The following is an 18,980-nucleotide window of genomic DNA, read 5'->3' on the forward strand; positions in this document are numbered from 1 at the left end:
CAGCAGGAATTCACACTTCACCCTCAAGTCTTCAGTAGCTCTGGACATTGGCTAAAAAGCCAAATGTAAAAATCAGGCTACATTGATGAACTGTTTCAAGAGATTAAGGAAATTTTGAACATAATGACAGAAACTGCAACCGCCCCATTAACAGGAAAAGCACTGCTGGCTAAAGTAAAAGAGCTTTCTAATTTACCACGCCGAGAAAGAGCGAAGCAGTGCGGCTATTACACCGTTACCAAGAATAATCAGGTGCGTGTAAATCTCACCGATTTTTATGATGCTTTGTTGTCAGCTAGAGGTATTCCTCTGAGTCCAGAATCTCCTAAAGATGGACGTGGTCGCGAACCGACATACCGGGTTAGTGTTCATCAAAATCGTCAAATCGTGATTGGTGCTACCTATACCAAAGCAATGGGTTTAAAACCTGGTGATGAGTTTGAAATTCGGTTAGGTTACAAGCATATTCACTTGATTCAACTTGGTGAAAGTGATAAAAAATTGACATCATCCGATGTGGAAGCTGATGAAGCTGATTTAGAAAATGAAGAGGAGGAATAAATTTCTCTGAGAGTAGGGGTAAGTTGTAAATAAATCTTTGCTTTCTTATCCCTACACCTCCCTACACCTACAAATAAATAGTATTTGTAGTTTAAAGGTTTGTTCATACAACAAAATAAGATTTGACATTTTGTATGCGTCACCAATTCTAGTAGAGTTTTGAAGGATAAGCAAGAACTCTCTGGGAGCTAGAAATCTATCGTGATTTTTTCGTCTGTTTTCTTTTCACTAATAGAGCCATCAGTCAATAATACATTACTGGCGTTGCTAAAAAATGCGCCAGTAGTGTTTTTTGTCATGGCTTTTTTTATGGTTTGGGTAGTATGTTGGTTGCCATTAGCAGCGATATCCGCCTTCATACTTAATTTGCAGCTTAATAAACCTTTACAGCCAGAGCAAAAAATTCCTTTATTGGTATCTCTCTATCTATTAGTACCTTTCATTCTCTGGGGAATTAATTGGTTAGGACTGGGGTCTTTTGCTAATTATGGCTTGGTGGGGAATATTTCTATTTTGCGTTCTTTGTGGCTGGGTTTGGGTTTAGGTGTGTTGGGACTGGTGATAGTGTTTACCTGTCAATTTTGGCTAGGTTGGTGCTATTTAGAAAAATCAAATATTAAATTAATTCCGGGAATTTTGCTACCAATTTCTTTGGTGGCTTTGTTTGTAGGTGGGATAGAAGAGTTGTTATTTCGGGGTTTTTTATTGATAACCCTGGAGAAAGACTACCCGATCTGGTTAGCAGCGATTATTTCTAGTTTGATTTTTGCCTTGCTGCATTTGGTTTGGGAACAAAAAGAAACGATACCGCAACTACCTGGTTTATGGCTGATGGGAATGGTGTTGGTAGTGGCCACGTTAGCTGATGGTGGTAGTTTGGGGATAGCTTGGGGACTTCATGCGGGTTGGGTATGGGCGATCGCTACCATAGATACAGCAGGATTAATAACTTATACAGGGAAAGTCTCTGAATGGGTTACAGGTAAAAACAAAAAACCCCTAGCCGGGTTAGCTGGGGTTCTCTGTGTTCTGGTAACAGGAGTAATTCTTTGGTGTTTTGTTGAAATTTAGGCATTGGGTAGGAAAAAACTAATCACCAATCACCAATCACCAATCACCAATCACCAATTACCAATCACCAATCACCAATTACCAATTACCAATTACCAATTACCTAACCCCCAAAACCAGGAATTAAACGCTTGAGGGCGCGACCAGCCACATCACCATATCGCAATTCACCACAAAGGATTTTACCCATAGTTTGAGCGCCAGAGGGACGTTTAACACCGACTTTGTAGCCAATACCAGGGAAGCGATAAAATGCGCCGGCTAATTTTTGCGCCCAAGCCATTTCTGAACCCCATTGTTCATGAATAGCCTCAGTGTAGTTTTCCAAGGCGTTGATATCACCACTAAGCGCCTCATTAATGAATTGTGCGGCTAGGACACCGCTAAAAATTGAGGGGCGAATACCTTCTGCGGTAAAGGGGTCAACAACACAAGCAGCTTCACCGGCTAAAACAGCATTTTGGGTATGCAGTTTTTGATTACCATCCCATAAGGATATGGGATAACCATATTGTTTGCTGGTTTTAATATCTACATTAAAATATTTGGCATATTCATCCAAAATTTTTTTAAAGTCCTGGGGTTCGCCACCAATAAACGTTCCGACTCCGAGAGAGTAACCGTCAGCTTTGGGAAAATTCCAGATATAACCGTTTTTGACTAAACCAAACTCAAAGTGAATTGTGGATTTATTCTCTACATTTGCCGGAATTTCTGCTTCTAATGCTCCTGCTAAACGACGTTTCCGGTCTTTGAAACCTAGCCATTTGGGCATTGAACCTTTAACACCATCCGCAGCAATTAAGTAGCGACCTGTGACTTGTCCGTTAGCCGTGTTAACTTGCCAATAATCACTTTTAAACTCAATACCTGTAACTTCTGTATTGTCTCGTAGTTCTGCCCCTTGTTTTTGAGCTTGTTGAACGAGAAAATGGTCGAATACATCTCGCCGCACCATCCAGACTGGTTCTTTGATGCCGATTTTGGCTTCTACAGGATCTTCGAGTTTCCAGGTAAAGCGCAGGGAGTCTACTTTAACGGAAATTGCAGGGCTAAAGTCAAAATCAAACCATTGAGCGATCGCTGGTGACACACCACCACCACAAGGTTTATATCTGGGCAGAGATGCTTTTTCTAAAACTAATACTGAGCGTCCCTGTTTGGCTAAATGATAAGCTGCTGATCCACCCGCCGGACCAGCACCAACAATGATACATTCGTACATAAATAAGGGAATAGGGAATAGGTAGGAGGCAGGGAGCAGGGAGCAGGGAGCAGGGGAGGTTAATAACCCCATCACTAGTCCCCAGTCCCCAGTCCCCAGTCCCCAGTCCCCAATTTAGACGGTTGTAATGTCTTTTTCCTTCTCTGCCAGCAAGTCGTCGATTTTCGCTGTATATTTGTTGGTTAGTTTTTGTAGTTTATCTTGCTGATCTCGTGATTCGTCTTCGGAAATTTCCGCGTTTTTTTCCTGTTTACGAATTGAGTCAAGAGCATCACGACGGATATTGCGAATACCAACTCGACCTTCTTCGGCATACTTAGCAGCGAGTTTAGCAAATTCTTTACGACGGTCAGATGTCAAAGGTGGGATGTTCAAACGAATTACAGAACCATCATTGCTGGGGGTTAAACCGACATCTGACAAGGAGATTGCCTTTTCCACCATATTCAGACTCTTCTTGTCATAAGGCTGAATGAGAATGGTGGTGGCATCTGGTGTACTGATATTTGCCAGTGATTTGAGGGGGGTAGGTGTCCCGTAATATTCTACTTGTACTTTATCTAGTAAGCTCGCATTGGCGCGGCCAGTGCGAATGGTGTTAAAAGCTCGTTGAGTAGCCTCAACGGTTTTTTGCATCGTACTTTCAGCTTCAGCTAATTTCACAAGAACCTCCCACAAGAGTGCCAATAGATTCTCCCATTACTGCACGGTGAATATTTCCTCGCGTTGTTAGGTCAAATACCAGAATGGGAATATTATTTTCTTTACACAAGGCAATTGCGGTACTATCCATGACTCGCAAATCTTCAGCCAAAACGTGGGCGTAAGTGAGGGTTGTGTAACGTTTGGCTTCAGGATAAATGGTGGGGTCAGCATCGTAGATTCCGTCTACTTTGGTGGCTTTAAAAATCACTTCTGCTTCTATTTCTGCTGCTCTTAATGCCGCAGTGGTATCTGTGGTAAAGAAGGGATTTCCTGAACCAGCACCAAAAATTACCACCCGTCCTTTTTCTAAATGACGGATGGCACGACGACGAATATACGGTTCTGCTAATTCTTGCATAGCGATCGCCGTTTGTACCCGCGTCTGTATTCCTATCCTTTCTAGCGAGTCTTGTAGCGTCATGGCATTCATTACCGTGGCAATCATTCCTATGTAGTCAGCGGTTGCTCTGTCCATTCCCGCTGATGCTGCCTTAACGCCTCTGAAAATGTTGCCACCGCCAACTACGATAGCGACTTGAACGCCAGTGGCTACCACCTCTGCCAACTCTTCGGCTATTCCCTTGACTACTTCTGGATCAATGCCATAGCCCATGTTGCCCATCAAGGCTTCACCGCTCAGTTTAAGTAAAACCCGTCGGTAATTCGTTCCCATGAAGTTACGTTTTATCAAATAAGTTGCAATTGCCTCCAATTTAAGATAACAGTACAGTGGCAATCTGTGTCTAGTTCTAGTTTATTTTCGCCATACTAATGGCGTTCCCAGTTGTGGGGTTTGTGCTGGCTGGATTTCTTGACCTTGAAATAAACAGGCGATCGCATTTCTTAAATAATCTTCCCCAGTCGCTGATGGATCTTGAGGGTGGTCGTCAGTTTGTCCTTTATAGCGCACAATCCCTTCATTATCAATTTAAAAAGCTGTAGGTGTGCTAACAGCACCAAAGCTACGAGTTACATCTTGTGTTGTGTCCCATAGGTAGGGAAAATTTAATTCATGGCGCTGGGCAAAAACTTTCATATCTAGGACTTACGCATTGACAGGATCAACCAAATATGAGGTATGGGTTTCGTCCATTTTAACGTGATTTTTTAATGATTTTTGAGCGATAGCGAAGCGCTGCTGCAAGCAGTTCGCTATTGATCGGAAGTTAATCGACAAAAGCCTGAAACGACGGATTTTCGTTTATGCACATCATGGTGAATTTGTACAGTGCGTAAGTCCTATTATATACTAATTGAGTTAGCGTAAATTGTAAAACTTCCTGAATTTACGATTTATGCTATTTTGAACATCCACAATGTTGGTTTTTGGGTAAATTTTCTGTAATAACCCTGTAAAGTATCATATACTTCTCTAATTCTCATGTAGTATGCCAAGCTCAAAATTCTAGGTTTGTCCTATGCTAGATATTTAAAATATGGGCAAAAATCTATTTAACATTAATTCTATTTAACATTTAATTTTGAGTTGTTTAGTGATGTAGGTGAAACAGTGTTTTTTAGTGTTGTTATACCAACTTATAATCGGTTGTCAATTTTGCAGAAGTGCCTCCGCGCTTTAGAAGTGCAGAATTTAAAGGATACAACCCTTGTAGAAGGGTATGAGATTATTTTAGTAGATGATGGTTCTACAGATGGGACTTTAGACTGGTTAGCAGAAAATAAAGATGAGTTTCCTCATCTGCGGTGTTTTCAACAGGATCATGCTGGTCCTGCTGCGGCGCGAAATTTAGGGGTAGAAAAAGCTGCGGGTGATACGATTATTTTTATTGATAGTGATTTGGTGGTCTTGTCTAATTTCTTGCAAGCTCATAGTAATGCTTTATTGCAAGGAAGAGAGAAATTAGGAAACGACGCTTTTTTTACTTACGGTGCGGTAATTAATACTTGTAATTTTGAAAATCCCACTTCTGAACCTTATAAAATCACAGATTTTTCTGCGGCTTTTTTTGCTACGGGTAATGTCGCTATTCCTAAACATTGGTTAGAAAAAGCTGGTTTATTTGATACTGGTTTTCAACTTTATGGATGGGAAGATTTAGAGTTAGGTGTGAGGTTAAAAAATTTAGGTTTGCAATTAATTAAATGTCCTCAAGCTGTGGGTTATCATTGGCATCCACCCTTTAGTTTACAACAAATTGATAATTTAATTGATAAGGAAATTCAACGGGGTAGGATGGGAGTTTTGTTTTATCAAAAACATCCCACTTGGGAAGTGAAAATGATGATTCAAATGACTCTGTTTCATCGTTTGTTATGGGGTATGCTTTCTTTAAATGGTTTGTTTAATGAAAGAACTAGCGCCCCTTTATTGCAATGGTTGATTAATTTGGGTAAGCCGCAGTTAGCTTTGGAAATTGCGCGGATTTTTTTGAATTGGTATAATGTGAAGGGGGTTTATCAGGCTTATGCTGAGATGATGAATAAGTGATTATTTCGCGCAAAGTCGCTAAGGAGCAAAGGCGCAAAGAAGAGAAGAAGAGCTATGGACACTGCTACACTAAAAACTAGATATAAAGAAGAGGCATCTTTAAGAAAATTTGTCCGTGATTTGTGTCTTGAATTGGCGAAGGGTATTGGTATAGGACTGGGGACAACTGCTCTTGAAAGTTTGATTCAATTTGGAGTTCACCTTATTCAAGGTATTCCATTTCCATGAATTTAGTAAGTAGGTTGGGTTGAGGTAACGAAACCCAACTAAATACACTTAAATATAAATTACAACTTCCTCCTCTTTCCATAGCTAATAATTTTTATCAACCATAAAAACCCTTTATTTATAAACATCCCCCCGCGCACCAATAGCCGTGATCACATATAATTGATTAACCGTATCCTCAATAAACAAAATCCTATATTTACCAACTCTTAAACGACTTTCTTCTCTACCCTTCAATGGTTTAATATCAAGATTTTCTGTTCCTGTGATTAAACCATCCAACGCACGAATAATTCTTACTTGATCTTCAACTCTTAATCGTTCAAGATATTTTTGGGCAGGTTTTAAGATAATATAATCAAGCAAAATCTTCTCCTAGTAATTGACGCTTTAACTCCTGAGATGAAATTCCTTTATCTTTTCCTGTAAGATAATCTTGTAATGCAGATGCACTCATATCTAACAATTCATCATCTACATCTTCATCATTGTCATGAGTTTGTTGATCAGCAATATTCATTTTCTGAAGAAACTCTAATACATAACTTAATTGTTCATCAGGAATGAAACTGATTTGTTTTAATATTTCTTGGCGAATGGTACTAGAATTAGTCATTAATTACAAATCCTATTTTTAGTAAATGATATGCTATTATATTATATAACATTAAATTATTTATTAAAACTAATTGCCTATCAATATTCACTATCAATTCTCTCCCATAACTCACAAATAGGTCTATTTTCCCCTGTTTTAACTTGTTGAAAAGCTCTTGTTAAACTCTCTTATATTTCCGCAATGGCATTATCATCAATATCATAATCACTTGCTTCTGGTAAAAGAATAATTACCTTGACTTCCTGAAAATCATCAATCCCTAAAGAATAATCTAAAGTTAATTTTCCTTGTTGAATTTTACCTGTAACTTCTAAGGCTTTCATATTGTTTACCTAGTTGTAGTCATAACCTGTGATTTTTATAAGCCGGTAAATCATCTTATATTTTATCACATTAAATTATTGATTAAAACTAATTTCTTATCAATTTTCGTGGTGTCTAGGTTGAGCAATGCTAAAACCCTACATTCTAAATTACAACATTTATTATTGTTCATTTAACCATCTTTGTAAATTAGATACTTTACTAAAATAATTAATTCCCACATTAGCTAATACCTGTTGAATATTAGTATTATCAAAATCCTTAGTATTTTCACTAAAAAATACTTTGGACATTGATAAATTATTCTGAGCATGAACTAAAATCACCTGTAAAATAAAATCATCTCGCTTTTGATTTTTTCCAGGTATTAAAGGAGCATTTAAGGTACTTTCCAACATTTCAATTCTGGGTTCAATCAACTCACCATGATTTTTCAGATATTCGAGAATCTTCAAAAATCGGTTTCTAAAATCAGTTAATATGTCATCATAATCAATTAAGGAACTTTCTAAGTAGTTGACAAAAGAGGTAGAGTTAGATAATTCTTTATTTCTTTTTGCTTCATTCATCTCTATTTGAAGAGTTTGAGAAAAAGATTGACTACGTTTGTCTTCTCTTTCTATTGCTACTAGGGTTTCCATCAAGCAAATACTCGGTATCACAAACTTGAGTTTATCTGAAGACTGATAAACAAAATCTTCTAATTCTTTATTTCTTCCTTTGGCAATTGCCATAATGGAATTAGTTTCCAAATAAATAATTATCATAATAATTGTAGCTCCTCTGTAGTTATATCATCCAAAAGAGCAAATAAACCAATTTCTTTCATTTCTTCAATGTAAGGAGGATTTTCACTTTTCCAATGATAATCTAAATCTCTTAACCAGGATTGAAGTAAAGTGATTAAAGTAAATTGATAGATGATTCCTTCAATACTTTTTGGACTATAAAATCCTAAAACTTTTTTGGTATCTAATCTAGCTACTTCTGCAAAATTAGGACTTTTAAAGATTCTGATCACATCGGAGTTGGCAAACATCAAAAAAGGAATATTTTGGTATTTTTCCATTTTTAATATATTCAGTTCGGGAGAAGCATACATGGCGGAAAATCTCACATCTATCATTAAGATAGGTTGATCATCTTTATCTTTGGCGACAATGGCAGGATCAAAATCAATTGCTGTGGGTGGTTTAATTATGCTCATGTATTTTTACCTTTAATTTAAGATAATTGACATTTTTATTATAAATCAAATTCACCATATTTAGAAACAAAAATATTTATCTTAATATGAAGATGTTTGAATTTTATTGTTTGAATTTTATTCACATAATTTCTTTTATTTGCTGATTTTTGTTGTTATTAGTCAGCTTTTTTAGACTTGTGCCAAAAACAGCTATTTGATAATTAACCAATTTCTTAAAAATTCTGACTCCCTGAACTCCTGACTCCCTGAACTCCTGAACTCCTAGAACTCCTGACTCCTAGAACTCCTTCTTTCAAAACATTTCTGCAAAATTGCCACAATTGTGCTACCCTAGTGTAGTTGTCTAAATTCCGCACATCCGGGGATTCGGGTGTTTCCGCTGTGGAAATACGCCTGGATGGAGGTTTAACCCGAATAGGAGCTATAAAATATGCCAGTCGTTTCTTTGGCTCAGATGATGGAGTCAGGTGTTCACTTTGGGCATCAAACCCGACGTTGGAACCCTAAGATGTCTCCTTACATCTACACTGCTCGCAATGGTGTACACATCATCGACTTGGTGCAAACCGCGCAGTTGATGGATGATGCTTACAACTATATGCGGACACAAGCAGAACAAGGTAAAAAATTCTTGTTTGTGGGTACAAAGCGCCAAGCAGCGGGAATTATTGCTCAAGAAGCTAACCGTTGTGGTTCTCACTACATTAACCAGCGTTGGTTGGGTGGAATGCTCACCAACTGGGCTACCATTAAAACTAGAGCAGAACGTCTAAAAGATTTAGAACGTCGGGAAGAAAACGGCGCATTAGACTTATTGCCTAAGAAAGAAGCGTCAATGCTGCGTCGGGAAATGGCGAAGCTACAAAAATACTTGGGCGGCATTAAAAATATGCGGAAAGTGCCTGACATTGTGGTAATTGTTGACCAACGTCGGGAATATAACGCTGTTCAAGAATGCCAAAAACTGGGTATTCCCATTGTGTCTATGTTAGATACAAACTGTGACCCAGATGTGGTAGATATTCCCATCCCAGCCAATGATGATGCCATCAGATCGATTAAACTGATTGTTGGTAAATTAGCAGATGCTATTTATGAAGGCCGTCATGGTCAGCTGGAAGTAGAAGAAGATTACGAAGATTACGAAGGCGCTGAGGAAGAGTACGACTACGATGAAAGTGAGTACACTGACTCAATGATGAGCGATGACGACGAAGAATAAGGACTAAACAATTTTGGATTTTGGATTTTGGATTTTGGATTTTTTGGGAAAAGTCCGTTGTTTTGGGTGCAACAAATCTCAAATTGTTCATTTCCAATGTCTAAGCTGCATCTGTTTGTGGTGCAGCCAATCGAAAATCTAAAATTGGCAGAGGCTAAATTTAAAATTCATCGCTTTTCTTTACGTAGTTCTCATCAGAGGACTTGCAGCCGTCGGGCAGACGGTGATGCTTGCTGAGGGTAAATTTCTTGGAATTCCTTTGAAGCAAGAATCCCCCGGCTTCTAGCCGTGGGGAATGTCAACAGCCCTGAGTAAGATAGAAATACTCAACACCCGTGAGCGATTATAACTCTAGGTCAAGTTAGGATAGGAATTGAGGCAACATGGCGGAAATATCTGCAAAACTCGTCCAAGAGCTACGCCAAAAAACTGGTGCCGGCATGATGGACTGCAAAAAGGCGCTGAAGGAAAATGATGGCAATATCGACGCAGCTATAGACTGGCTACGTAAAAAAGGCATCGCTTCAGCGGGTAAAAAGAGCGATCGCGTGGCAGCAGAAGGTTTAGTAGACACCTACATTCAACCTGATGGTAAGGTGGGTGTACTGATAGAAGTCAACTGTCAAACTGATTTTGTTGCCCGTAACGACGCTTTTAAAACTTTAGTTAAGAATCTAGCACAACAAGCTGCGACTGCGGATAGTGTTGAGTCTTTGCTGGCTCAACCTTACATTGAAAAGGCAGAAGTAACTGTAGATGAATTTATCAAAGAAAGTATTGCTACCTTGGGTGAAAATATCCAGGTGCGACGCTTTGTAAACTTCTCTCTTGGTGACACACCAGGAGTAGTAGACAGCTACATTCACACTGGTGGTAGAGTAGGTGTGTTACTGCAAGTAATCGCTAAAACAGACGATGCTGCTGGTAACGAAGAGTTTAAAAAATTTGCTAAAAATGCAGCAATGCAAGTTGCCGCTTGCCCCAATGTTGAGTATGTTAGTGTAGACCAAATTCCTGCCGAAACTGTCCAAAAAGAAAAGGACATTGAAATGGGTAAGGAAGACTTGGCGAATAAACCAGAGAACATCAGAGAAAAAATTGTTCAAGGACGGATTGAAAAACGCCTAAAAGAATTAACTTTGTTGGATCAACCTTATATCCGCGATCAAAGCATTTCTGTAGCAGACTTAGTGAAGCAAGTTCAGTCTAAAGTCGGTGAAGACATTACAGTGCATGGCTTTGTGCGATATGTACTGGGTGAAGGCATTGAAAAACAAGAAAGTAACTTTGCTGAAGAAGTAGCTGCTCAAATGGGCGCTAAGTAATGGCACTAAGTAATGGCGCTAAGTAATGGCGCTAAGTAATTTAGTTATGAGTCAGTAGTCAGTAGTTAGTTATTAATAGTATGTTATTAACTGAAGCTGCTGGACTAAAGATTTTTGACTAATGATTAAATCAGTACACAGTAGACAGGTCAGACAGTTTATGGTAAAATGAATGTTGATGACACTGATAACTGATAACTGATATTTGTAAAATCACAGGTCTGGCAAATTTTGCTGACCTGTATTTTATTGACAATTATTATTACAATTGGAGTAATTCAAAACTCTAGATAATCTGGATAATTATTTTCACTGCAAAATACAATTCAGGTGGAGAAAAAAAGGAAGATATGGCCAGAGCAATTGAGCGAATAGAAGGGGATATCACAGCCATAAAACAAGCGATTAGAGCGATCGCCACAGAACTCCACAGCAATTATGTCAATTATTTAACTATCCTGGGTGAAGCTTTACAAAAACAGTTAATTTTGGCAGTTTATCACGTTTGTACTCAAGGATATCCTGATAAATTTCTCAAATTGTCACTGAATCAGCGACAACAATTGCAACAAGGCATTCGTAAATTAGGACAAAAAGGCGCACAACAGTTGCTTGTTTATCTTCAAGGTGGAGATACGGAAGAAGCTGAAGAAACCGAGGAATTTGAGGAAACTGAAGAAATTGAGGAAATTGAGGAAACTGAGGAAACTGAGGAAACTGAAGAAACTGAAGACAGTAAAAACGATCCTCAATCGAAAATAGAAAAGCAAAAATATTTAGATCCTTCCAACCCCATAGAAGTGGCACAATGGCATCAAGATTTAGAGGAAGGAATTCAGAATACCCTGAGAAAAGTTTCCCAGGATGCCAATTCTTTAATTCAAAAAGTGGGAATTTTACCGAAAAAACTACCAGAACCGATTTTAGCAGCAGCTGCAGCAGCAGTTTCAGAAGCTTCTGGGGAAGTAATACCGGGTCCGCCTAATCTATTAAATTTAGTAATTGAAATCAGTAGTGACGATGAATCAGAAGATTCTAGCTTGACACAGCTGATAACCCTGAACTTGCGACTAGGAGACATTGAATTTGCTGATAACACACTCTTGTCAGCACGCAAACAAATTCGTAATATTTTACTGCAACTAAATAAATTAGGAAAAGAATATCAAAAGAAACACAGAGAATTGAAAATTGCGGAAGCGGAAGCGGCTTGGCGTGCGAGTTGGTTTGAGGACTAACTTATAGGTGACTGGTGACTGGTGACTGGTGATTGGGTAGAATTAACTAACAACTAATGACTAATGACTAATGACTAACAACTAACAACTAACAACTAATGACTAACAACTAATGACTAACAACTAATGACTAATGACTAATGATACTCCCGATTGGATAAGATTGGATAAAGCCTTGGCGGTAGAGGCTGAAAATGGGTTTGTAGATTTGATGGGTAGACAATATCGCTTCAGTGAATTTCTCAGTTTAACCTTTGGGAAGTTTCCTCAAAGTTTACCAGCAAAAGAGCGATCGCGCTGGCATCATATCGCCTTTCAATTTGCTGAATATCCAGATTTAGCAGTAGAAATTAGACAGCAGTTAGTTGCTGAAGTTAAAACCTATCTTTATCAATTACAACAACAATTAGAATCGGGTGAACAGCAACATCAAGACATAAAAAAACAAGAAATCAAAAAACAGGAAATTAAAACTCAGGAAAAAAATTATTCAACAAAAACAGTTAAAACAACTCCTATTGTGACTGAAACCAGTCGGAGACTAGCGCCAAAAATTGAGCAAAAACTCAGCGATTTACCAGAAATTGGCATCAAGAGAGCAGAAAATTTATCTCGTTTAGATTTATCAACAGTGAGAGATTTACTGTTTTATTATCCTCGTGATTATATTGATTATGCTCGTCAAGTTAACATTCAAGAATTACAAGGAGGTGAAACAGTAACTATCATCGCCGAAGTTAAGCGTTGTAATTGTTTTACCAGTCCTAAAAATCAAAAGTTATCAATTTTAGAACTATTATTAAAAGATAAAAGTGGACAAATAAAAGTTAGTAGATTTTATGCCGGTGCTAGATTTAGTAGTCGTGGTTGGCAAGAAAGTTTAAAACGACGTTATGCTGTGGGTAGTGTGGTGGCTGCTTGTGGTTTAGTGAAAGCCAGTAAATATGGTTTAACCTTAGATAATCCCGAAATAGAAGTATTAGCAAATCCTGGTGATGCGATAGAATCTTTTACTATTGGGCGGGTTGTACCGATTTATGGTTTAACGGAAGGAGTTGTTGCAAATACCGTCAGACAAGCGGTAATGGCAGCTTTACCTGCGGCAGCAAATTTAAAAGATCCCTTACCAGTTGGTTTAAGAAAAAAATATGAATTAATGGAATTAAAAGATGCAATTCCTAATATTCATTTTCCTAAAGATAGTGATACTTTAAAATATGCTCGTCGGCGTTTAGTATTTGATGAATTTTTCTATTTACAACTGGGTTTATTACAACGTCAGAAACAAGCCAAGGCAATTCAAACAAGTGCCGTTTTAGCACCAAAAGGTAAATTATTAGAACAATTTAACAAGATTTTACCTTTTAAATTTACTAATGCTCAACAAAGAGTTATTAACGATATTCTCAATGATTTACAAAAACCTACACCCATGAATCGTTTAGTTCAAGGTGATGTAGGTTCGGGTAAAACTGTGGTAGCTGTGGTGGCGATTTTAGCAGCAATTCAATCTGGTTATCAAGCAGCTTTGATGGCTCCCACTGAAGTATTAGCAGAACAACATTATAGAAAGTTAGTTAGTTGGTTTAACCTGTTACATTTACCCGTTGAATTATTAACAGGTTCAACAAAAACAGCAAAAAGAAGAGAAATTCATTCTCAGTTAGAAACAGGTGAATTACCTCTTTTAGTGGGAACTCATGCGTTAATTCAAGATAAGGTAAATTTTCAACGTTTGGGTTTAGTTGTCATTGATGAACAGCATCGTTTTGGGGTAGAACAACGAGCAAAATTACAGCAAAAAGGTGAACAACCCCACGTTTTAACCATGACTGCAACTCCTATTCCTAGAACATTAGCTTTAACAGTTCATGGTGATTTAGATGTGAGTCAAATTGATGAATTACCACCAGGAAGACAAGCAATTAAAACATCTTTGTTAACTGGTCAACAAAGACCCCAAGCTTATGATTTAATAAGAAGAGAAATTGCCCAAGGTAGGCAGATTTATGTAGTTTTGCCTTTGGTGGAAGAGTCGGAAAAATTAGATTTGCGTTCAGCAATAGATGAACATCAAAAATTACAAGAAAGCGTTTTTCCTGAGTTTCAAGTGGGGTTATTGCATGGAAGAATGACTTCCGCAGAAAAAGAGGAAGCTATTAATAAATTCCGGGATAATGAAACGCAGATTTTAGTTTCTACTACGGTGGTAGAGGTGGGTGTAGATGTTCCTAACGCGACGGTGATGTTAATTGAACACGCGGAGAGATTTGGTTTATCTCAGTTACATCAATTACGGGGGCGTGTAGGTCGGGGTGCAGCGCAGTCCTATTGTTTGTTGATGAGTAGTTCCAGAAGTCCTGATGCACAACAACGGTTGATGGTGCTGGTACAGTCTCAGGATGGGTTTTTTATTTCGGAAATGGATATGCGTTTTCGTGGTCCTGGGGAAGTGATGGGGACTAGACAATCTGGAGTAGCGGATTTTACTTTAGCTAGTTTGGTAGAAGATGAGGATGTGTTGCTGTTAGCGCGACAAGCAGCAGAGAAGGTGATTGATATGGATACGAGTTTAGCGCGTTGGACTCTGATGCGGGATGAGTTGCAGTATAGGTATGCGCGGTTAATGGGGGGAGCAATTTTGACTTAGAATAATTGAGGAAATTCTTTAATTACAGGAAATCAAAATAACTTAATGGCAAAAATACCTTTTACAGACAAGGAAATGGAGAAAGCTTGGCTGAGAAATATATCTGCTTATTACAAAACACCTCAACCTCATACCAATGCCCATCGGTTATTATTATTTTATGCCGTCGAATGTGGTCTTAAAGCAATTTTCATGAAAAAAAAGCGTTGACCTCGCACTGATTTGGATTTATGCCAAGAAATTATTGAATGCGGACATAATATCAATGATATGTTAGATTGTGTAGAAGCACAAGGCGACTTAAAACTACCTGAAATACGGATAGAGGATATACCCGATAAAAGGAATAATAAAAAGAATAAACAAGAAAAGAGAAGATTAGATAGTGGACAAATTAACCAAATATGGAGATATGGCGCAAATATTATTGGTATAATTACTAAAAAAGAAGAAAAACCACAAACCGATGAATATATAGAAAATAAACTGTTAGAAATATCAAAATGGATTGCAAAGGAAATTGACAAATTATGAATGAACTAAAAAAAATAAAATTATTTACTTGGCTCGATGTCAGAAGAATTATTCGTCAAAAAACCAACTACGGTACTAATCTACCAGAAGGAATATTAAAAATACGTTGTTACTCGGATAGCTTGGAAATATATCTTTCCACAGAAGAAGATCAAGATACAGTTATTCATCATTTAAAGAATTGGTTTAAAGACTGGTATCAAAAAGAAGAATCCTTGATTTTTATAGATATTGGAGATGCAACATTACCTGTAGAATTTATCATTGGTGAAGAACCTTATATAACTGATGTTGAAATTCGTCCTTTTTGGGAAGAAATTGCATATTTGAAAAGTGAATCAGAAACAGAAAATGCCATTCAGCAGGTTGTTAAACTGCCAGCAATGTCCCCTAATAACTGTAATTTAATAGCCTTCTATTCTTTTAAAGGTGGTGTGGGGAGAACTTTAAATTTAGCAGCGCATCTTTTCGCTTTACTAGATAGAGCTAAAGAGTTAAATCAACCGATCAAAATACTTGTCATAGATGCTGATTTAGAAGCTCCTGGCCTTACATATTGGAATGCTTCGGAAAGCCAAAAACCAGAAGTTTCATTTATTAATTTTTTAGAGGTTTATCATTATTCACCGATTGATAGAGAAGAAGCTCTGTCATTATTTGCCAAAGAGGTAAAAAAATCAGCTAAAAATGAAGGACAATCTAGTATATATTTCCTACCAGCATTTCTTAAAGACGAAGACTTATTAGATACTCCTATTTTACCTGAACATTTGGTAAGAGGTATAGATGGAGTTTGGGAATATGGGAATGCTCTTTATAGTTTAGGTGCAATTTTGGCAGTAGATTATATTTTTATTGATTTGAGAGCAGGTTTAAGTGAAATCTCAAGTCCGATAATTTTTGATCCTCGAATACAGCGTTTTTTGGTGACAACTATTAATGATCAATCTATTCAAGGTACAAGTCTGGTTTTAAAACAAATTGGTAAAGTTGCACCACCAGAAGCAGAAGTTAAAAATAAAACATACTATGATCCAACTATAATTATTAGTATGTTAAAAGAAGAATTTAAAGAATTACCAAATTTTAACAATGCTGTGACAGACTTAGTTTATGCTTATGGGCAAGATAAAGATGATAAATTATCAAATGAGAAAAGACTAGAAATTAAAGAAGCCTATTTTGCTGAGGAACTATTGTATATCAATAATTGGGATGATGCAAGATCAAAGTTAAGAGGAACTACGGTAAGAGAAAATGCTCTAAATTGGGCAAATCAGCAATTAGTCATTGAGGATCAAGAAATTACGGAAAATATAGAAGAAATAAAATCACGTCAAAAACAAGAAGTAACCAAACTAAGAGATTTATGTGAAAAGTATGAATATGCTGAATCGGGAGAAGGGGAAGATTTATTAATCACAGAACCTTTGCAAAATTTGGCAACTAATTTTCAAGATGAATTACCTCATGTAATATCAATTGGAGCAAAAGGAGCAGGAAAAACATTTAATTATATTCAGCTTGCACGGTTTAAATATTGGGAAAAGTTTATTAATAAAATTAGTAAACTTTCTCATGAAATAATTAATGAAACTGTTACTCAAACACATATTTTTCCTTTTTTGGAATCACGTACACTCAAAGAAAATGCTAATACTGTCATCAGTGAAGCTAGAAATGAGACAAGAATAGCATTAGATAATCATGTTCCTGAATTTAAACATTCCGAATATGTAGATAGGATCAAGAACACACTAGATATTGAAGATTGGAATGAACCACGATGGACTCAATTCTGGGTTGGTGAAATTGCCAAATCAATTGGCATGAGTGAAAATATAGATAATCCTCACACTTTGAGTAATATAAATCAATATTTAAGAAATAAAGAATTAAAAATTATCTTTTTGTTTGATGGATTAGAAGATATTTTCTCTGATATTGCTGCTAATGAAAAACAGCGTATAGCTTTAAAAGCGTTGATTGATGATTTACCGAAGAAATTATCAGAAATTAGGCAATCTCACCTGGGTATAATCATTTTCTTGCGTCGTGATTTTCTCAGATATACAATTACTCAAAACTTAGGACAATTTGAAAATCTTTACCGTTCCTATGATTTATATTGGAATCACGAATCTTTCTTGAGGTTAGCTTATTGGATTTGTAGTGAATCTAATGTTATTGGGGCAGAAAAAGGCAATATTTATAGTATAACTAAAGAAAATCTGATTACTGAATTAGAAAATTTATGGGGTAAAACTCTGGGTACTGAAAAATCTAAAGAAGCATATACAGCTTCTTGGGTATTTGCAGCTTTAACTGATTTTAAGGGTAAACTTCAGGCGAGAGATATTGTGCGCTTTTTGCATTATGCAGCTAAGATTACATTAGATAATGCTAAAGATGTAAACTTTGAAAAGTGGTATACAAATCGACTATTACCTCCTCAAGCTATTCGCCGAGCTTTAAAACCATGTAGTGAAGAAAAGGTGAGAGAAGCTACAGAAGAATATCCAGCTTTTAAAAAATGGGTAGATGAACAACTTCCTCCTGCTTCTGAAAGAAAAATACCTTTTGCTGTCGAGCAGTTCAACATGGATCAGCAAACTGTAAGAATGTTAGAAGAAATGGGGGTAATTTATGAAGATAAAGAAAAAGAGGAAATAGCGCGATTTTATATGCCGGAAATTTTTCGAGAAGGTTTAGGTTTTTCTGGTCAAGGTGCAAGACCTCGAATAGTAGCATTAAAGCGTAGGGTACTAGGGAAAGGCATTTTGTAATATTTGTCTGTTCGGCTGACGCTCACGGCGAAGCCTGTCACCTGTCACCTACTCACTAAACTCCATCGTCTCGATAAACTCTAAAATATTCTGTTTAATATCCTCCGCTTCATCCAAAATAGGACCAGGACTATCACCATTGAAAAATGTCCGCTGACTGCTAACTATATACAAAAAGTCACCATTGATGAAAGCTAACAAACCCCGATAAGCATCTAATCTAATGGCATTGCCGTTAGTTTCTTGTTTGGAAATTGTTGAACCTTTGGGCATATCAACTAATACATAATAATAACCTTTTAAGGTATCTTGTAAATATTCTGTATACTTGATTTCTGCACCTGGGACATTAACAAAAATGGCTTGTGGTAAATATTTTTCGATTAAAATAGAGTGGAGATATGTTTCCTGTCCCTGAGATTCCATTGTTGCTAAATGTTCGGTTGGAAGAGGATAATAATCAATTCTCAGTAAAGTTCCAACATCATCAGAAAAGCCAACTATTCCTTCTTGACTTTGAATTTTTCCTCCCTGTTCTGGGGTAACTGGTATGGGAACAATAAAATTACCCAAAGGTGATTGATATATTTCTTGCCCAAATTCATCTAATAATATTGTTTCCTGTTCTATGTCTACATATTCTTCTTGATATTCTGCTTCTTCTATTGCAGCTATGATTTCTTTGATCATTTCTTCTGCTTCTATATCTTCTAGTTCTAAGGCTTGTTGTAGTTGTTTGATGTACGGCTGTTTTGGTGTGGGAATAGTTAGGGTTTCGTCGTCTAAAAGCATTACCACCCCAGCAGCAAAGGCATCTAATACTATTTCATCTA

At 37.1% G+C, this 18,980-nt stretch carries 21 protein-coding genes and 1 pseudogene; 12 read left to right on the plus strand and 10 right to left on the minus strand.

The features are described 5' to 3' along the window. The first annotated feature begins 123 nt into the window (after window positions 1–123). From FFR48_RS14955 to FFR48_RS30110, 3 genes are all read left to right on the plus strand, one after another. Window positions 124–561, plus strand: a complete 438-nt coding sequence (locus FFR48_RS14955; RefSeq protein ID WP_096568227.1) for an AbrB family transcriptional regulator — start codon at window positions 124–126, stop codon at window positions 559–561. A 201-nt stretch (window positions 562–762) separates the two neighbouring features. After that, entirely contained in the window at window positions 763–1,632 is an 870-nt protein-coding gene (locus tag FFR48_RS14960; protein WP_201277623.1) for a CPBP family intramembrane glutamic endopeptidase, read from the plus strand. A gap of 3 nt (window positions 1,633–1,635) precedes the next feature. Further along, entirely contained in the window at window positions 1,636–1,767 is a 132-nt protein-coding gene (locus tag FFR48_RS30110) for a hypothetical protein (RefSeq protein ID WP_268932440.1), read from the plus strand. Here FFR48_RS30110 and FFR48_RS14965 read toward each other — a convergent pair. From FFR48_RS14965 to FFR48_RS14980, 4 genes and pseudogenes are all read right to left on the minus strand, one after another. Then, the gene (locus tag FFR48_RS14965) at window positions 1,736–2,857 is read right to left on the minus strand and encodes a geranylgeranyl reductase family protein (RefSeq protein WP_096568231.1); all 1,122 of its coding nucleotides are present in this window, start codon (window positions 2,855–2,857) and stop codon (window positions 1,736–1,738) included. The two genes, FFR48_RS30110 and FFR48_RS14965, sit on opposite strands and share 32 nt — an antisense overlap. A gap of 114 nt (window positions 2,858–2,971) precedes the next feature. Continuing rightward, a complete protein-coding gene (frr, locus tag FFR48_RS14970; protein WP_137667912.1) occupies window positions 2,972–3,520 on the minus strand; it encodes a ribosome recycling factor in 549 nt (182 codons plus the stop codon). Then, window positions 3,507–4,235: a UMP kinase gene (pyrH, locus tag FFR48_RS14975; RefSeq protein WP_096568235.1), complete on the minus strand. Its 729-nt coding sequence runs from the start codon at window positions 4,233–4,235 to the stop codon at window positions 3,507–3,509. The genes frr and pyrH overlap by 14 nt, the downstream gene beginning before the upstream one ends. An 81-nt stretch (window positions 4,236–4,316) precedes the next feature. Then, window positions 4,317–4,601: pseudogene (locus FFR48_RS14980) on the minus strand (redoxin domain-containing protein); the annotation flags it as partial. 471 nt (window positions 4,602–5,072) lie between these two features. Between FFR48_RS14980 and FFR48_RS14985 the strand changes: the two are divergent. Continuing rightward, window positions 5,073–6,011 (plus strand): glycosyltransferase family 2 protein, encoded by a 939-nt coding sequence (locus FFR48_RS14985; RefSeq protein WP_193942388.1) that lies wholly within the window; start codon window positions 5,073–5,075, stop codon window positions 6,009–6,011. A gap of 54 nt (window positions 6,012–6,065) precedes the next feature. Further along, entirely contained in the window at window positions 6,066–6,239 is a 174-nt protein-coding gene (locus FFR48_RS14990; protein WP_162501891.1) for a hypothetical protein, read from the plus strand. A 114-nt stretch (window positions 6,240–6,353) separates the two neighbouring features. Here the strand turns inward: FFR48_RS14990 and FFR48_RS14995 are convergent, their stop codons facing one another. The 5 genes from FFR48_RS14995 to FFR48_RS15015 all read right to left on the minus strand — a co-directional run bounded on the left by FFR48_RS14995 (window position 6,354) and on the right by FFR48_RS15015 (window position 8,389). Then, a complete protein-coding gene (locus FFR48_RS14995; RefSeq protein WP_137667914.1) occupies window positions 6,354–6,605 on the minus strand; it encodes a type II toxin-antitoxin system RelE family toxin in 252 nt (83 codons plus the stop codon). Beyond that, entirely contained in the window at window positions 6,598–6,855 is a 258-nt protein-coding gene (locus tag FFR48_RS15000) for a hypothetical protein (protein WP_137667915.1), read from the minus strand. Before FFR48_RS15000 ends, FFR48_RS14995 begins: the two co-directional genes overlap by 8 nt. A 170-nt stretch (window positions 6,856–7,025) precedes the next feature. Next, on the minus strand, window positions 7,026–7,181 hold the full coding sequence (locus FFR48_RS29480; protein WP_236104075.1) for a hypothetical protein: 156 nt from the start codon (window positions 7,179–7,181) through the stop codon (window positions 7,026–7,028). 162 nt (window positions 7,182–7,343) lie between these two features. After that, complete coding sequence (locus FFR48_RS15010; RefSeq protein WP_137667916.1) at window positions 7,344–7,949, minus strand: PIN domain-containing protein; 606 nt, start codon at window positions 7,947–7,949, stop codon at window positions 7,344–7,346. Further along, window positions 7,946–8,389: a hypothetical protein gene (locus FFR48_RS15015; protein ID WP_137667917.1), complete on the minus strand. Its 444-nt coding sequence runs from the start codon at window positions 8,387–8,389 to the stop codon at window positions 7,946–7,948. Before FFR48_RS15015 ends, FFR48_RS15010 begins: the two co-directional genes overlap by 4 nt. Before the next feature lie 433 nt (window positions 8,390–8,822). Here FFR48_RS15015 and rpsB point away from each other — a divergent pair, with 433 nt between their 5' ends. From rpsB to FFR48_RS15050, 7 genes are all read left to right on the plus strand, one after another. Next, a complete protein-coding gene (rpsB, locus tag FFR48_RS15020) occupies window positions 8,823–9,614 on the plus strand; it encodes a 30S ribosomal protein S2 (RefSeq protein WP_096568251.1) in 792 nt (263 codons plus the stop codon). A 383-nt stretch (window positions 9,615–9,997) separates the two neighbouring features. Beyond that, window positions 9,998–10,939 (plus strand): translation elongation factor Ts, encoded by a 942-nt coding sequence (gene tsf, locus FFR48_RS15030; protein WP_096568254.1) that lies wholly within the window; start codon window positions 9,998–10,000, stop codon window positions 10,937–10,939. Window positions 10,940–11,289: 350 nt separating this feature from the next. Then, the gene (locus FFR48_RS15035) at window positions 11,290–12,177 is read left to right on the plus strand and encodes a hypothetical protein (protein ID WP_137667918.1); all 888 of its coding nucleotides are present in this window, start codon (window positions 11,290–11,292) and stop codon (window positions 12,175–12,177) included. Window positions 12,178–12,310: 133 nt separating this feature from the next. Further along, the gene (gene recG / locus FFR48_RS15040) at window positions 12,311–14,827 is read left to right on the plus strand and encodes an ATP-dependent DNA helicase RecG (RefSeq protein WP_137667919.1); all 2,517 of its coding nucleotides are present in this window, start codon (window positions 12,311–12,313) and stop codon (window positions 14,825–14,827) included. A gap of 45 nt (window positions 14,828–14,872) precedes the next feature. Beyond that, window positions 14,873–15,037, plus strand: coding sequence for a hypothetical protein (locus tag FFR48_RS29485; RefSeq protein ID WP_236104076.1), 165 nt, complete (start codon window positions 14,873–14,875; stop codon window positions 15,035–15,037). Between the two features lie 12 nt (window positions 15,038–15,049). Further along, the gene (locus tag FFR48_RS29490) at window positions 15,050–15,361 is read left to right on the plus strand and encodes a hypothetical protein (protein WP_236104077.1); all 312 of its coding nucleotides are present in this window, start codon (window positions 15,050–15,052) and stop codon (window positions 15,359–15,361) included. Further along, a complete protein-coding gene (locus FFR48_RS15050) occupies window positions 15,358–18,147 on the plus strand; it encodes a ParA family protein (protein WP_137667920.1) in 2,790 nt (929 codons plus the stop codon). The genes FFR48_RS29490 and FFR48_RS15050 overlap by 4 nt, the downstream gene beginning before the upstream one ends. 48 nt (window positions 18,148–18,195) lie before the next feature. Here the strand turns inward: FFR48_RS15050 and FFR48_RS15055 are convergent. Further along, the coding region (locus FFR48_RS15055; protein WP_137667921.1) for a hypothetical protein at window positions 18,196–18,980 on the minus strand (785 nt) is incomplete at its 5' end.

The organism is Sphaerospermopsis reniformis, assembly GCF_005402885.1.
GTDB classification, from domain to species: Bacteria; Cyanobacteriota; Cyanobacteriia; order Cyanobacteriales; family Nostocaceae; genus Sphaerospermopsis; species Sphaerospermopsis kisseleviana.